At 52.3% G+C, this 15089-nt stretch carries 16 protein-coding genes and 1 riboswitch; of the genes, 12 read left to right on the top strand and 4 right to left on the bottom strand.

All coding sequences use genetic code 11. From position 1 onward, the window contains the following. Nucleotide 1 precedes the first annotated feature (1 nt). From pduD to pduA, 4 genes are read right to left on the bottom strand one after another with little or no spacing between them, the layout of a single operon-like run. Nucleotides 2-676 carry a propanediol dehydratase medium subunit PduD gene (pduD, locus tag OGX95_RS01550; RefSeq protein WP_286628076.1) on the bottom strand — a complete coding sequence of 225 codons (675 nt, stop codon included), beginning with the start codon at nucleotides 674-676 and terminating at the stop codon, nucleotides 2-4. 10 nt (nucleotides 677-686) lie between these two features. After that, nucleotides 687-2351, bottom strand: a complete 1665-nt coding sequence (gene pduC / locus OGX95_RS01545) for a propanediol dehydratase large subunit PduC (protein WP_286628075.1) — start codon at nucleotides 2349-2351, stop codon at nucleotides 687-689. An 18-nt stretch (nucleotides 2352-2369) separates the two neighbouring features. Continuing rightward, nucleotides 2370-3182 carry a propanediol utilization microcompartment protein PduB gene (gene pduB / locus OGX95_RS01540; protein WP_286628074.1) on the bottom strand — a complete coding sequence of 271 codons (813 nt, stop codon included), beginning with the start codon at nucleotides 3180-3182 and terminating at the stop codon, nucleotides 2370-2372. After that, nucleotides 3182-3463: a propanediol utilization microcompartment protein PduA gene (gene pduA / locus OGX95_RS01535; protein WP_003030255.1), complete on the bottom strand. Its 282-nt coding sequence runs from the start codon at nucleotides 3461-3463 to the stop codon at nucleotides 3182-3184. The genes pduB and pduA overlap by 1 nt, the downstream gene beginning before the upstream one ends. 525 nt (nucleotides 3464-3988) lie before the next feature. Here pduA and pduF point away from each other — a divergent pair. From pduF to OGX95_RS01475, 12 genes are all read left to right on the top strand, one after another. Further along, nucleotides 3989-4798, top strand: a complete 810-nt coding sequence (gene pduF, locus OGX95_RS01530) for a propanediol diffusion facilitator PduF (protein WP_286628073.1) — start codon at nucleotides 3989-3991, stop codon at nucleotides 4796-4798. Nucleotides 4799-5000: 202 nt separating this feature from the next. Then, the gene (gene pocR / locus OGX95_RS01525; protein WP_286628072.1) at nucleotides 5001-5912 is read left to right on the top strand and encodes a transcriptional regulator PocR; all 912 of its coding nucleotides are present in this window, start codon (nucleotides 5001-5003) and stop codon (nucleotides 5910-5912) included. 332 nt (nucleotides 5913-6244) lie between these two features. Next, nucleotides 6245-6419, top strand: a riboswitch (cobalamin riboswitch). An 88-nt stretch (nucleotides 6420-6507) separates the two neighbouring features. Then, a complete protein-coding gene (locus tag OGX95_RS01520; RefSeq protein ID WP_286628071.1) occupies nucleotides 6508-7887 on the top strand; it encodes a cobyrinic acid a,c-diamide synthase CobB in 1380 nt (459 codons plus the stop codon). Further along, entirely contained in the window at nucleotides 7884-8843 is a 960-nt protein-coding gene (gene cbiB / locus OGX95_RS01515) for an adenosylcobinamide-phosphate synthase CbiB (RefSeq protein ID WP_286628070.1), read from the top strand. Before OGX95_RS01520 ends, cbiB begins: the two co-directional genes overlap by 4 nt. A 10-nt stretch (nucleotides 8844-8853) precedes the next feature. Then, nucleotides 8854-9486, top strand: a complete 633-nt coding sequence (locus OGX95_RS01510; RefSeq protein ID WP_286628069.1) for a cobalt-precorrin-8 methylmutase — start codon at nucleotides 8854-8856, stop codon at nucleotides 9484-9486. Beyond that, complete coding sequence (gene cbiD / locus OGX95_RS01505) at nucleotides 9483-10622, top strand: cobalt-precorrin-5B (C(1))-methyltransferase CbiD (protein ID WP_286628068.1); 1140 nt, start codon at nucleotides 9483-9485, stop codon at nucleotides 10620-10622. Before OGX95_RS01510 ends, cbiD begins: the two co-directional genes overlap by 4 nt. Then, complete coding sequence (locus OGX95_RS01500; RefSeq protein WP_286628067.1) at nucleotides 10616-11221, top strand: cobalt-precorrin-7 (C(5))-methyltransferase; 606 nt, start codon at nucleotides 10616-10618, stop codon at nucleotides 11219-11221. Before cbiD ends, OGX95_RS01500 begins: the two co-directional genes overlap by 7 nt. After that, nucleotides 11211-11780: a decarboxylating cobalt-precorrin-6B (C(15))-methyltransferase gene (locus OGX95_RS01495; RefSeq protein ID WP_286628066.1), complete on the top strand. Its 570-nt coding sequence runs from the start codon at nucleotides 11211-11213 to the stop codon at nucleotides 11778-11780. Before OGX95_RS01500 ends, OGX95_RS01495 begins: the two co-directional genes overlap by 11 nt. Then, a complete protein-coding gene (locus OGX95_RS01490) occupies nucleotides 11773-12546 on the top strand; it encodes a cobalt-precorrin-4 methyltransferase (RefSeq protein WP_005123046.1) in 774 nt (257 codons plus the stop codon). The genes OGX95_RS01495 and OGX95_RS01490 overlap by 8 nt, the downstream gene beginning before the upstream one ends. Continuing rightward, the gene (gene cbiG / locus OGX95_RS01485; RefSeq protein WP_286628065.1) at nucleotides 12527-13582 is read left to right on the top strand and encodes a cobalt-precorrin 5A hydrolase; all 1056 of its coding nucleotides are present in this window, start codon (nucleotides 12527-12529) and stop codon (nucleotides 13580-13582) included. The genes OGX95_RS01490 and cbiG overlap by 20 nt, the downstream gene beginning before the upstream one ends. Next, nucleotides 13582-14307, top strand: coding sequence for a precorrin-3B C(17)-methyltransferase (locus tag OGX95_RS01480; RefSeq protein WP_048211983.1), 726 nt, complete (start codon nucleotides 13582-13584; stop codon nucleotides 14305-14307). Before cbiG ends, OGX95_RS01480 begins: the two co-directional genes overlap by 1 nt. After that, nucleotides 14304-15089 carry a cobalt-precorrin-6A reductase gene (locus OGX95_RS01475; RefSeq protein ID WP_286628064.1) on the top strand — a complete coding sequence of 262 codons (786 nt, stop codon included), beginning with the start codon at nucleotides 14304-14306 and terminating at the stop codon, nucleotides 15087-15089. The genes OGX95_RS01480 and OGX95_RS01475 overlap by 4 nt, the downstream gene beginning before the upstream one ends.

The following is a 15089-nucleotide window of genomic DNA, read 5'->3' as shown; positions in this document are numbered from 1 at the left end:
ATCAAAGCGCCACGCGCAGTTCCTGCGGGTTTTTGCCCGTTACGACGTATTTGGTCTCTTTAATGTGCAAAATGGCTGATTTCGCCTGATACTTCGGACGCGCCATTTGGTCATTCAGCGTCGGGACCGGTTGCGGAGACTCACGCTTGGCATAACGCGCGGCGTTCTTACCAATCTGACGGTAGGTTTCCAGCGTCAGCAGTGGTGCCTGTGGGAACAATTCCAGGTTAGAAAGCGGTGGTAACCCTTGCTGGTGGATAACCGTTGTGCCTTTGGACTGGATGCCAATTGAGATCCCGGAACCACTCAGGCGGTTACCTTCCACGGCTACAAACGCAACATCGGAAGATTTAAAGCAACGGATTACGCGTGCTTTAATTCCCTCTTCTTCAATACCGGCTATCACTTCGCGCAAAATATTTTTGTGCGGAATACCGACGATATTGACGGTTTGTGAGAGGCCAAACGCCGGACCTACGGCAATAATGACTTCGTCCTGCTGCTGACCTTGTTTGGCTTCGCCAATTTCGGTCAGAAAGCCGTCGCCCTGTACCGTTGCAGCCTGTGGTGCACTGGTTGCGGCCGATGTGCGAAAAGAGACGGGTTTATCGCTGGTCTGCATTTCAGCCAGCACATCCTCAATTATCTGACGCAGCAGTTTTTCATTGATTTCCATTGTTCACCCCTTAGCCAAGCTCGTTGGGATCAAGTGCGCCAGGGATGTTTTTAATTTCCTCCCAGCGTTCGCCTTGCAGGCGATAACCTGTTGCCGGACCGGCATAATCGTTGACGTCATTCACTGCGGAAAGCACTTGTCCGTCGCCGACGATAATGGCGGAGGTATGCAGATAGTCTCCGGTTAACTTGGCTTTTTGGATGTTGAGCATGTCTTGAGCAACATCGGTAAACCCACCCTGGGCAAGGGCTTTCACCACTTCCAGGCCGTTACGGTTTTTATTGATGATCTCTTGCGCAAATTTGATGTCTTCAACAATGTTACGCTCTGGCATATCTTTTGAACCGTGGGCGTAGGTCGCGGCTTCGACTTCTTCGTCGGTGATTGGCGGTAGCCCCATTCCGGCGAAAACGGCCTGCAGCGCACGAGCCGCTTTATTGCGAATGGCGATAACGTCTTCTTCCCGAACCGGACGCAGACCACCGTCTACTTTCAGATCGCGCTGGATGACGTTGTAATCGTCAAAATCTTCGGCATCCTCGTTGGAACCAGCGAACATGTTGTCGTAGTTCGGAACAGCGGAATATCCAGAAGAAATGAAATCTGTACCCGGCAAGAATTGCATCAGCAGACGAGCAGTACGACGCATATCGGAGTGGGTAAAGGTCTGGTCATTACTGGAGGCGCACTCCAGATCCAGTGACGAACAGATCAGGTTTTCTGCCAGCACAGCACGAATGCCTGATGGCACGGCTGAAGGTACGCCAATGCAACTTACGGAGCCGTTTTGCAAACCCTGAACGCCAGCCGCCTTGGTGATGTAGATGCAGCGTGCTTCCAGATAAAGCATCGATTTGCCTTCGGCGTAGCCCATCTGAACTTCTGAACCGGAGCCAGAAGTAAAGCGCATTTTCAGGCCGCGTGAGGCGTAAGAAGAGGCCAGAAAACCTTTTGACCATGGCGTGTCGTCACCGTCTGTAAAGACGGGTTCAGTACCGTAGACGGAGATGGTTTCTGCATAACAGGTGTGGCCCAACATGCCGAGTTTCAGTTCGGTGGCTTCTTCCAGGGAACACTGAGTTAACACACCAGGGCGTCCAACCTGCGAACCTACCAGCAGAGCAATCGCGTTAAACGGCGCGTAACGTGCAACAGCAACGGTCGTTTCCTGCTCATCAAAGCCACGCCAGGCACCTTCTGCTGCATCGGCGGCAATCTGTACCGGGTTGTCTTTGACGTTAGTCACGTGCGCTTGTTGAGATGGGGTACGGCGGGCACGCATTTTCTGCATTGCCATCATCATCTCAACGACGTTCATGTGCGAAACCACTTCCACAATTTTCGCTGGCGTCATTGCAGTGGTCAGAGGAACAATGTCCATACGCTTGACGTTGGGGTCGCAAAGCATATTGGCGAGTTTAACCGAGTCCATCGCCATCACCTCTTCAGCGCGTGCCAGGTTAATGCCGTAGCGCGCGATGAAGTGGTCAATCAGATCAAATTCACTGACGGATTTGCCGTCCAGTTCAGTGACCATACCGTTGACGATTTTAATCGACGGCTTAGGGTCGTTCGGGCTTTCCATCGCAATGAAGCCTTCTTCGATCCACTCCTTAACGAAGCCGTCCTGATTCACAGGGCGTTTCGCCAGTGCTTCAAATCTTTTCGATCTCATGAATCAGCCTCACTGATATCAGATATAGGACGGACGGTCGTTTTTGGGTTCTGAGCCGAGGGTCGCCAGCACGGTTTTACCGATTTCACGGGCTGAGATGACTGCCTGACGCACAGCCCCAGAGTCACCGGAAATGACCAGAATGGCTTCGTTGCTGAAACTGGTGCCATGCGCGGGGGAACTGTAGGCCACCACTTCAACATTGGCGGATTTCAGCGCTGTATCGGCCATCAGTACACCAACGGAGGCCGGGGCACCGACGATAACGCCACAGGCACGGCCAATTGGCGCACCAAAGGCTTTTTCCAGCGCGTAGCTGGCGCGCGCCGTGTATTGCATTTCGATGTGTCCGGCTTCGTTGGCATATACATCGCCAAAGGTGCGATCCAGTTCTTTCAGCGCAACTTCAATCCCGCGCTTCACGTCAGAAACGTCGTTACCGCCTAAGATAATCAGCGAGCCGTGACCTGCGCCGCCTTTGGTATCACGAGGAAGCTCAATACTGACGACTTCAGTGTTTGTGGCTTTTACCGCTTCATCGGCGGCCATGATGTGTGGGCCTGCGCCTGTGCGCGCGCCGAGGATACCGATGGAGCGATAGCGTTTTTCAAGTTTCATCGCGTCCAGTAGGGCACTGTCTACGTTGGCGATTACCAGACCGACGGTGTCGCCAATCGCAGTACCGACAAATTCCGTTAAACTGCAGCTCTTCTCTGCCATAGCCGTTTCTCGTGTTGGGGGAGTATTTTCAGGGGTAGCTTGTTGTTCTGGCGTTGCCACACGAGCAATCACCTGCGCCATGATCTGTTCAACCAGCTCATTGCTGCTCATTAGCTAATTCCCTTCGGTAAGATTTTTTCGACATCGGTGTGAGGGCGTGGGATCACATGTACGGCTTTCACTTCTCCCACGTTGCGTGCGGCGGCGGCACCGGCATCTGTTGCTGCTTTTACCGCGCCTACATCACCGCGAACAATGACTGTTACCAGCCCTGAACCAATTTTTTCGTAGCCGACCAGCATCACATTGGCTGATTTCACCATTGCGTCTGCGGCCTCTATGGCTGCAGTTAAGCCTTTGGTTTCTACCATTCCTAACGCTTCTTGTTGCATAAAGACCTCGCCTGGGTTGTCCCGATTTTCATGACTATAAAAAGAAGCGAGGAAAAAGAATGGCTGACTTGAAATTGTGAGTGAAAAAATAGTGAGGATATGGTGATATAAAATTGCCACAATATATTGTAATGCATTGTTTTTAAATGATTTATTGAATGTTGTTAATGTGAAAAATTAGTTTTGTTAATTCCATATTTACACTTTTAAAGGTGACAATATAAATATCATTTGCTATGCGATGAAAATGAAATTGTGATGGTTGTTTGAAAATGAAAATCTCCCATGAGCAATATTTTATTATTTTATAAATATGCTTTTAATAAGGTTTCAGTCCATTCGGTGGTATGTTTTTATAAAGGTGATGACAAGAATTTGCTATCACAACACGATTTTGACGTACATACCGCCCTCAGGTTGCCAACAATTTGCCGACATCGCTTTTTATAGTAAGTCTCGAAGTATTCTACGAGCCAGCAAGGAGACCGCTGGTAAAGACACGAACTCTGCTTAGAAGGTGTCACAATGAACGATTCACTAAAAGCGCAATGTATCGCCGAGTTTTTGGGTACCGGATTATTTTTGTTTTTTGGCATTGGATGCCTGAGCGCCCTGAAAGTAGCCGGTGCCAGTTTAGGGTTGTGGGAGATCTGCATTATATGGGGGTTGGGGATCTCACTGGCAGTCTATCTGACAGCAGGGATCTCGGGTGCGCATCTCAATCCCGCCATCACCATAGCACTGTGGCTGTTTGCCTGTTTTCCTGGCCGTAAAGTGTTGCCTTACTCTATTGCTCAGGTGGCTGGTGCCTTTGGTGGCGCTCTGCTCGCCTATTTATTGTATGGCAGTTTGTTTATCGAGTATGAAACCGTCCACCATATGGTGCGGGGGAGCCTCGAAAGTCTGCAGCTTGCCAGCATATTTAGTACTTATCCTGCCGCCGCACTCAGCGTCTGGCAGGCTGCACTGGTGGAAGTTGTGATTACCTCCATTCTGATGGGGATGATCATGGCGCTCACCGATGATGGCAATGGGATTCCCCGGGGGCCGTTAGCACCACTACTGATCGGTATTCTGGTTGCTGTTCTTGGGGCATCTACCGGGCCACTTACCGGATTCGCCATGAATCCGGCTCGTGATTTTGGACCTAAATTGTTCGCATGGATGGCAGGCTGGGGGGATGTCGCGATGACTGGGGGGCGTGATATTCCTTACTTTATTGTCCCGATCGTGGCACCTGTCATTGGTGCTTGTGCGGGGGCTGCAATTTATCGTTACTTTATTGGCAAAAACTTACCGTGTAATAGCTGCAAGCTTGAGGAAAATGAGCGTTAGCTTCACGGAAAATGTTTATTTTTGAAATGTGATGACTGTTTTCGTGATCAGGTTTCCTGAACCGCTTAAAAAGTCTCCCAAGAATGGGAGACTTTTGTTATGTTCGAATACGCCTTTTATCATTGCTTTGGATAGCGAGATGAAAAGCGAATGTAAATGATATGTTTTGTTTATAACAATAAATTAACTGAGAGGTTTTATCATGATTTCTGCGAGTGCCCTGAACTCAGAACTCATTAATAAAATCGCACAGGATTTTGCGCAGGCCACCAGTCTGGCTGTTGTGGTTGTCAATATTCACGGTGATGAAATTTCTGAGCTTTTTAATTTCACCCCTTTTTGCCAGTTGATGCGCCAGCATCCTCAACATAGTACGCGATGTCGTATGAGCGATCGCTGTGGGGGGCTGGAAGCATCAAAATCCGATCAACCCTGCATTTATCGCTGCCATGCCGGACTTACCGACTTCTCCATTCCGCTGGTCATTGCGGGACATCTGGTAGGGTTTGTCTTATGTGGTCAGGTGCGCTTAAGTAATGACGTGGGGCTGGTGGATATTCTGAACGTAGACGACCGTTGGCAAGCCGATCCCGAGCTGGTGAGTGAATTTCGTAATGTACCGGAAATGGACTATTCGCGGGTTATTGCCTCAGCAGATTTGCTGAAGCTCATTGTAGAAAATTGTCTTAAAAAACAACTGAATTTTGTCGTAATCAAAGACAATCCGCAACAATCAGAGCCGGTGCGGGCTAATCGTAGTCCGAACCCTCATGACAGTAAAATGAAGAAAGCCTTGCGTTATATTGATGCGCATTTATCAGACGAGCTTCGTCTGGAAGATGTTGCCTCTCACGTTTATCTCAGTCCTTACTATTTCAGCAAATTGTTCAAAAAATATCAGGGGATAGGATTTAACGCATGGGTAAATCAACAGCGAATGGCGAGTGCTAAAGAGTTACTTTGTCATAGCGACTGGAGCATTGCCAGTATTGCGCGAAATTTAGGCTTCTCACAAACCAGTTATTTTTGCAAAGTTTTCCGTCAAACGTACCAGGTTACGCCGCAGGCTTTCCGTCAGCAAATAAATGTCATTTCATCTGAAAAGACAGCTTAAATAGCAATAATTTGCTATTGCCGATTTTTGATATCGTACGCTATGTCAGTCATTATAAAATGAAAAATAACTACAGCAGTCAATAAATTGTCATAGCGCAACAAAATAATAGTATTTGAGGGATAAACTGCACCAGTTTTTATTTTTGTGATGAGATACAGTGTCTGTGTGAAAGACTTTCTTTATTCTTTAATGACGCTTTCATTCAAAAAATGAACATATGAATAAACGGGTTGAGGCCATAACATTGGTTGAATGTACCCGGCAAGATATTAATTTGAATTATTGTCATGAGGTCGTGAATTTGCCTCAAGACACAGAGCCAAATTAAATCGGCTCTTGAACTGACAGGTTTGCCACATTTGTGGTAGGGAAGGGGGTGAGAATCCCCCGCAGCCCCCGCTGCTGTGATGCTGACGACCCCGTATAGACCACTGATCGCAAGATTGGGAAGGGCGGGCGAGGACGACGCTAAGCCAGAAGACCTGCCTGTCGGTGACTACCAACAACTTCGGTGGGAAGTGGGTTGCGCAGATGCATACAGTCGAGAGACTGGGTATCTATACACCCCTACCACCCTGAACAGGATCAGGGTATGGCGGCCAGTTTTCACGCATTTGTTCTTGCAGGTACCGGTAGCGGCTGTGGCAAAACCACGGTGACGCTGGGCTTGTTGAGCCTGATGAAAAAGCGCGGTTTACGCGTCCAGCCATGCAAAGTCGGTCCTGATTACCTTGATACCGGCTGGCACACCGCGGTGTGCGGCACGGCTTCCCGCAATCTTGATAGTTTCATGCTACCCACCTCTACACTGAATGCCTTATTTTGCGAGCAGATGCAGCACGCGGATATTGCCGTTATCGAAGGCGTTATGGGGTTGTATGACGGCTATGGAACGGACCCTGATTACTGCAGTACTGCGGCGATGGCGAAACAGTTGGGTTGCCCGGTCATCTTGCTGGTTGATGGTAAGGCGGTTTCCACTTCGATAGCTGCCACGGTGATGGGGTTTCAGCATTTTGATCCCAGTCTGAACATTGCAGGCGTGATTGTTAATCGGGTCAACAGCGAAACACATTACCAGCTACTCAAAGTTGCGATTGAGCGTTATTGCTCCGTGCCTGTATTGGGCTATGTTCCCCGCATGGAGGGCGTCGCACTCCCGGAACGTCATCTGGGTCTGGTTACCGCTCGTGAGTCAGTTATCAACCAGCAGCCATGGCAGGATTTTGCCGCGACGCTGGAACAGACGCTGGATATCGACGCGCTGCTGAACTTAAGCATGTTAGACAACCTTCCTGTCGGTGAATGGCCCGCACTGCCTGCTGCAGACGCAGGTGCAGGATTAACGCTGGCCGTTGCTGATGACGAGGCGTTCAACTTTTATTATCCGGATAACATGACGTTACTGGCGCGTACGGGCCTCAATATTGTTCGTTTTAGCCCGCTGCATGATACCTGTTTACCAGACTGTCAGATGATTTGGTTAGGCGGTGGGTATCCGGAGCTGCATGCTGCGGCCCTGGCCCGTAATGTGACCATGCTGGAGCAATTGCGAGCAGCGCATCAGCGTGGCGTCGCTATTTATGCTGAGTGCGGAGGGTTGATGTATCTCGGTAGTTCGCTGGAGGACAGCAACGGCGATCGCTGGCTAATGGCAGATATCATTCCTGGGCACAGCAAAATGGGCAAACGGCTGACCCGGTTTGGCTACTGCGAGGCGCAAGCCACGCAGCAAACATTGCTGGCAACGGCCGGTGAAGTCTTGCGCGGACATGAATTCCACTATTCTGATTTTACCCCTGAAATCCCGGCAGTGATGAATTGCCGCAAGGTGCGTGATGGCAAAACGCTGCAGGCCTGGTCAGGCGGATGGCAGGTCGGAAATACCTTCGCCAGTTATCTGCACGTTCATTTTGCCCAGCGCCCCGAAATGCTCAATCACTGGCTGGCCGCTGCGAGGAACACGCTATGACGATACTTGCATGGTGCGTTGCCTGGCTGCTGGATTTTATCATTGGCGATCCGCAGAACTGGCCTCACCCGGTGCGCTGGATCGGCAACCTTATCTCCACAATCCAGCGAGTCATTCGGCGTTATTGCCATAGTGATGGCACGCTGAGAATCGGTGGTGCCGTGATGTGGATCGTGGTGGTCGGTGTGACATGGGGCGTTTCCTGGGGGGTGTTGACGCTGGCGAGTTCTATTCACCCGTGGCTGGGATGGGGCGTAGAGGTGTGGATGATCTTTACCGTGCTGGCAGGGCGTTGTCTGGCGAATGCTGCGCTGGATGTCGAGCGTCCATTGCGTGCCAATAATCTTGCCGAAAGTCGGGAAAAACTCTCCTGGATTGTGGGACGTGATACCTCGCAGCTGCAACCAAAACAGATTAACCGCGCCGTGGTGGAAACTGTGGCGGAAAACACCGTTGACGGCATCATCGCGCCACTGTTCTTCCTCTTACTGGGTGGTGCGCCGCTGGCGATGGCCTACAAAGCGGTGAATACCCTCGATTCAATGGTGGGGTACAAACATGAAAAATACCGTGCTATCGGCATGGTTAGCGCCCGCCTGGATGATGTCGCTAATTTTATTCCGGCAAGACTGAGCTGGTTGTTGCTGGGTGTGGCGGCGTTTTTATGCCGCCAGGACGGCGCACGTGCTTTGCAGATTGGCTGGCGTGATCGCTACAACCATAGCAGCCCAAACTGCGCATGGTCGGAAGCTGCCGTGGCTGGGGCATTAGGTATTCGTCTGGGGGGGCCTAATGACTACTTCGGCGAGCGCGTTGAGAAACCGTGGATTGGCGATCAACAACGAGACATTTCTGTAGACGACATTTCCCAAACGATTCGATTGATGTGGGTAGCATCGACCCTGGCACTGGCGCTGTTTATTGCACTGCGCTGGCTGTGGGGCGGTGTCGCCTGAGGACAACAAAATGCACTATATCCAGCAACCTCAAGCGATTGAGGCCAAAAGTTTCGACATCATTGGCGAGATTATCAGTGAAACCCGCCCGGATTATCAGTTTGCCAGTCCGTTGCATGAAGCCATCATCAAGCGGGTGATCCACACAACCGCGGATTTTGACTGGCTGGACATTCTGTGGTTTTCCAGCGGTGTACTGGAACAGTTTTGCGCTGCATTGAGTCGCCCGAGCGTGATTTATACCGATACCACGATGGCGCTTTCCGGGATCAACAAAACCCTGCTGGCAAAATTCGGTGGCGAATGCCGCTGTTACATCAGCGATCCACGTGTGGTACGGGCAGCAAAAGAACAGGGGATCACTCGTTCAATGGCTGCAGTCGACATTGCTGTGAAGGAAGAGGGCGAAAAACTGTTTGTCTTTGGCAACGCGCCAACCGCGTTGTTCCGACTGTTGGAACATGATGCAGCCGTCAGCGGTGTGGTTGGCGTACCGGTAGGATTTGTTGGCGCGGCGGAGTCGAAAGATGCACTGACACAAAGTCATCTGCCCGCCATTGCCGCATTAGGTCGCAAAGGTGGCAGCAACGTCGCTGCCGCTATCGTCAACGCCATGCTTTATCACATGCAGGGGGCGCGATGAGCGACCAGTCCTTTGATACGCCAGTGTGGCACAACGGTAAAGCGCTGCGTAAAGGGTACACCACGGGATCGTGTGCGACGGCGGCGGCAAAAGTCGCTGCGTTGATGGTGCTGCGCCAGCATCTGATCCATCAGGTTTCCATTGTGACGCCTTCCGGGGTGACGTTATGCCTGAACGTGGAGTCACCGCATATCGAAGGGCAGCAGGCGATTGCCGCCATCCGTAAAGACGGTGGTGATGACGTGGACGCCACGCATGGGATGCTGATCTTTGCCCGCGTGACGTTAGACGATAGCAAAGACATTGTCTTACAGGGCGGTGAGGGTGTTGGTACGGTGACCCGTAAAGGGATTGGTTTGCCGGTGGGCAGTTCGGCGATTAACCGGACACCTCGTCAGACCATTGAGTCCGCAGTACGTGAAGCGATTGGACCAAATCGCGGGGCAAAAATTGAGATTTTTGCGCCTGAAGGTGAAGAAAGGGCGCAAAAAACCTACAACTCGCGCCTGGGGATTCTGGGCGGTATTTCGATCATAGGTACCACGGGCATTGTTACGCCGATGTCGGAAGAGAGCTGGAAACGTTCGTTATCGCTGGAACTGGAGATCAAACGCGCGGCAGGGCTGGATCGCGTAGTGCTGGTACCGGGTAATCACGGCGAACGTTTTGTGCGTGAACAGATGGGGCTCGACACACAGGTTGTGGTCACTATGAGCAACTTTGTCGGTTACATGATTGAAGAAGCGGTGCGCCTGGGATTCCGCCAGATCGTGCTGGTGGGCCATCCCGGCAAACTTATCAAAATCGCGGCAGGGATCTTCCATACCCATAGTCATATCGCGGATGCCCGCATGGAAACGCTGGTCGCTCACCTCGCATTACTTGGCGCGCCGTTGGAACTGCTGACGCTGGTCAGCGACTGTGACACGACCGAAGCTGCGATGGAACATATCGAAGCATACGGCTTTCAGCACATTTACAACCATTTGGCGAAGCGTATTTGTATGCGCGTCCTGCAAACCTTGCGTTTTACGAAAAATCCTCCGACCTGCGACGCCATCATGTTCTCTTTTGATAATCAGGTCCTCGGCAGCAATCGTCCGGTCGCGGAGATCGCAGAGGAGATGGAATGTTAACGGTTGTTGGGATGGGGCCCGCTGGGTTGCATTTGATGACGCCAGTGGCGCGCGACGCGGTTGCAATGGCCGATGTGCTGGTCGGTGGCAAGCGACATCTGCAGCAGTTCCCGGATTTTGCCGGTGAACGGTTTGCTCTTGGTGCCAATATTCCGGAGCTATTGAATTGGATCGGCGAACATCAGGAGCGAAATGTGGTGGTACTGGCCTCAGGTGACCCGCTGTTCTACGGCATTGGCACGCGGATGGTGGCGCATTTTGGTATTGAAAATGTGCGCATTATTCCTGGTATTAGCGCCGTTCAGTATCTGTGTGCGCAAGCGGGTATTGATATGAACGACATGTGGCTCACCAGTAGCCATGGTCGCAGTGTCTGTTTTGATGAACTGGCGCGACATAACAAGGTTGCGATGGTGACCGATGCGCTGTGTGGCCCGCGTGAAATTGCGCAGCAGTTGGTTGCCAGAGGCAAAGGACATCGCTGGATGGTGATTGGCGAAAACCTGGCGATGGACAATGAGCGTATCCACTGCCTGCCTGTGAGCAAAATTACAGCCGACTATGACATGAATGCAGTGGTGATCCTCGATGAAAGATGAGCTTTTTCTACGTGGAGAGAAAGTGCCAATGACCAAAGAAGCGGTACGTGCACTCGCCCTCTCAAAACTTGAATTACACCGCGCCAGCCATCTGATTGATATCGGCGCGGGAACCGGCAGCGTGTCGATTGAGGCGGCGTTGCAATATCCAGGGCTGCGTATCACGGCGATCGAGCGTAATCCGGATGCGCTCAGGTTGCTGGACGAAAACCGTCAGCATTTTGCCTGTGCAAACATCGATATTTTTCCAGGTATCGCGCCGATGACGATTGCGGAAAAAGCCGATGCCATTTTCATGGGCGGTAGCGGCGGCCATCTGACCGATCTGATCGACTGGTCAATGCGTCAGTTACATCCCGCAGGGCGACTGGTGATGACATTTATCCTTCAGGAAAACCTGAACACCGCTCTGGCTCATCTGGACCACCTTGGCATACAGGGTGTGGATTGCCTGCAACTGCAGGTTTCCTCACTTTCCAGGCTGGGTAGTGGTCACTATTTCAAACCGAATAACCCCGTATTTGTTATCGCCTGTCAGAAGGAAGGAACCCATGTCTGAGATTTTTGATCCCCGTAGTGTGTGGTTTGTTGGTGCAGGTCCTGGCGATCGTGAGCTGATTACCCTCAAAGGTTACCGGTTGCTCCAGCAGGCGCAAGTGGTTATCTATGCCGGATCGCTGATTAACACTGAATTACTGGAGTATTGCCCGGCCGGAGCGGAATGCCATGACAGCGCCGAACTGCATCTGGAGCAGATCCTTGATCTGATGGAAGCGGGTGTGAAAGCCGGTAAAACCGTCGTGCGTCTGCAAACCGGTGACGTTTCTTTGTATGGCTCTGTACGTGAACAAGGCGAAGAGCTGACCAAGCGAGGGATCGACTGGCAGGTGGTGCCTGGCGTTAGCGCGTTCCTTGGCGCGGCGGCAGAGTTGGGCGTCGAGTATACCGTACCGGAAGTGTCGCAGAGTCTAATCATTACCCGTCTGGAAGGTCGCACGCCGGTACCGGAACGTGAACAACTGGAGTCGTTTGCCAGTCACCAGACATCGATGGCGATTTATCTTTCCGTCCAACGCATCCACCGGGTTGCTGAGCGTCTGATTGAAGGCGGTTACCCGGCGGCCACGCCAGTGGCGGTGATCTACAAGGCAACCTGGCCGGAAAGCCAGACCGTGCGCGGTACCCTGGCAGATATTGGCGACAAAGTTCGCGACGCAGGGATCCGTAAAACGGCACTCATTCTGGTCGGTAACTTCCTGGGCTCGGAGTATCACTACTCCAAACTCTATGCGGCGGATTTTAGCCATGAATACCGTAAAGCCTGAATCACTTGCGCTATTTTGCCTGACCCCCGGCGGCGTTGTGCTTGCTAAACGTCTGGCGGCGATGCTGCCGGTAACCTGTTTCACCAGTGAAAAACTGCTGGAGGAGGGATTTATTCCTTTCGACAACGGTTTTGCTAACACTGCGCGCGATGCGTTTGCGAATTACTCAGCGCTGATTTTTATCGGTGCAACTGGCATTGCAGTGCGTGTGCTGGCTCCGCTGGTCAACGACAAATTTTGCGATCCGGCTGTGGTGGTCATTGATGAACGTGCCCAGCATGTCATTAGCTTGCTCTCCGGTCATGCGGGGGGGGCTAATGCACTGGCGCGTTATCTGGCGGGGATGTTGGGGGCCGACCCGGTCATTACCACCGCGACGGATGTTAACGATATGGCGGCGCTGGACACACTGGCGTTTCAGTTAAATGCCCGCATGAATGATTTCCGCTCGGCGGTCAAAATTGTTAACCAGATGCTGGTCAGCAACAAACGGGTTGGTCTGTGGTGGGACGACGAACTGGCACAGGACGTCAGCCATTGCGACCGCCGTGGATTTATCACGGTGACCGATCTCAATCAGCTTCCTGAACTGGATGCGCTGATTTGTATTACCTTGCGCAACAATCTGCCTGAGCTGCCTGTTATGCACTGGAAGCTGGTACCGCAGCGAGTGGTTGCCGGAATTGGCTGTCGTCGGGATACGCCGTTCCCACTGTTAGCCGCGCTGCTGGCACGCCAACTCGAAGCCCAGCGCGTCGACCCGCTGGCGTTAAAAGCCATTGGCAGCATTACGCTGAAAAAAGACGAACAGGGGCTTATCCAGTTGGCCTCCTGTTGCCGCGTGCCTTTCGAAACCTTTACCGCTGACGCGCTGCGTGAGCATGAACACCGTTTTCCAGCCTCATCGTTTGTTCGCAAAACGGTGGGTACAGGAAGCGTTTCCGGTCCTGCAGCCTGGCTGCTGAGCCACGGACAACTGTTAGGCGAGACCCTGCGCGAACAGGGCGTCACGATCACTTTGGGAGTTTCACACTGATGTTAAGCGTAATTGGAATTGGCCCTGGCTCGCAGGCAATGATGACCATGGAAGCCGTTGAAGCTCTCCAGGCGGCAGAAATCATTGTTGGCTATAAAACCTACACCCATCTGGTAAAGGCGTTCACCGGCGATAAGCAGGTGATCAAAACCGGAATGTGTAAAGAGATTGAACGCTGCCAGGCCGCAATTGAACTGGCGCAAGCTGGCCACAACGTGGCGCTGATTAGCAGCGGCGACGCCGGGATTTACGGTATGGCTGGGCTGGTACTTGAGCTGGTCAGCAAGCAAAAACTCGATGTTGAGGTTCGGCTGATCCCAGGGATGACGGCAAGTATTGCCGCCGCATCATTGCTTGGCGCACCGCTGATGCACGATTTTTGCCATATCAGCCTGAGTGACCTGTTAACGCCGTGGCCGGTAATTGAAAAACGCATTATTGCCGCAGGTGAAGCTGACTTCGTTATCTGTTTCTACAACCCGCGCAGTCGCGGTCGTGAAGGACACCTGGCGCGTGCATTTGAACTGCTTTCCGCCAGCAAGAGCGCACAAACACCAGTAGGTATCGTGAAGTCGGCCGGTCGTAAAAAGCAGGAAAAATGGCTGACTACGCTCGGTGATATGGATTTTGAACCGGTGGATATGACCAGTCTGGTGATTGTCGGCAACAAAACCACCTATGTACAGGATGGGCTGATGATTACACCGCGGGGTTATGTGCTGTGAATTACGGTGAAGTGCTGGTTATGGGCGGCACCAGCGATGCGCGCATGCTGTGCCAGCAACTTGATGCGGCAAATGTCGCTTACACCCTGTCGGTGGCGACGCCGACAGGTAAGCAACTGGCAGGTGACATCAAAGGTCAGGTTCGCTGCGGGCGTCTGGAGCGCGAACAAATGATTGCCTGGTTGCAGGAAAACCGGACGCGCTGGGTGATTGATGCTTCACATCCTTATGCCGAGGTGGTGAGCCGCAACATCATGAACGCCTGTGAAGCGGCCGGCGTGTTGTTGAGCCGCTATCAGCGACCTGAACAGTTGAGTGATTTAACTCACCCGCATCTGCACACCGTACAGAGTATCCAGCAAGCATGTGAAACAGCTCGTCGTTTTGGCGAACGTGTGTTGCTGACGACCGGCAGTAAAGATTTGGCTATCTGGCGTGCAGGTTTGCCGGAAAAAACGCTGCTGGCACGCGTACTGCCTGTGCCAGAGGTGATTCAACAGTGCGCGGATCTGGGCTTTGGCGTGGGCGAAATCTTCGCGCTGTGTGGGCCGTTTAGCGCCGAGTTCAATGCCGCGTTTTATCGCCAGTGTCGGGCGGATGTGATGATCACCAAAGCGTCAGGCGCGGAAGGGGGTTATCAGGAAAAAGTTCAGCCCTGTCTGGATGCAGGTATTCCCTGCATCGTGATTACACGCCCGGCACCGCTGGTGACGGGAGAAGAGTTACTGGAAAGTCAGGCCGCATTTGGGGCGCGTTTAACGCGCTGGCTGGCCGCTGCTTAA

The organism is Citrobacter sp. Cu233 (genome assembly GCF_030332225.1).
GTDB lineage: Bacteria > Pseudomonadota > Gammaproteobacteria > Enterobacterales > Enterobacteriaceae > Citrobacter.
The sequence above is the reverse complement of the archived record's forward strand: the minus strand, read 5'-3'. Positions and strand labels throughout refer to the sequence as shown.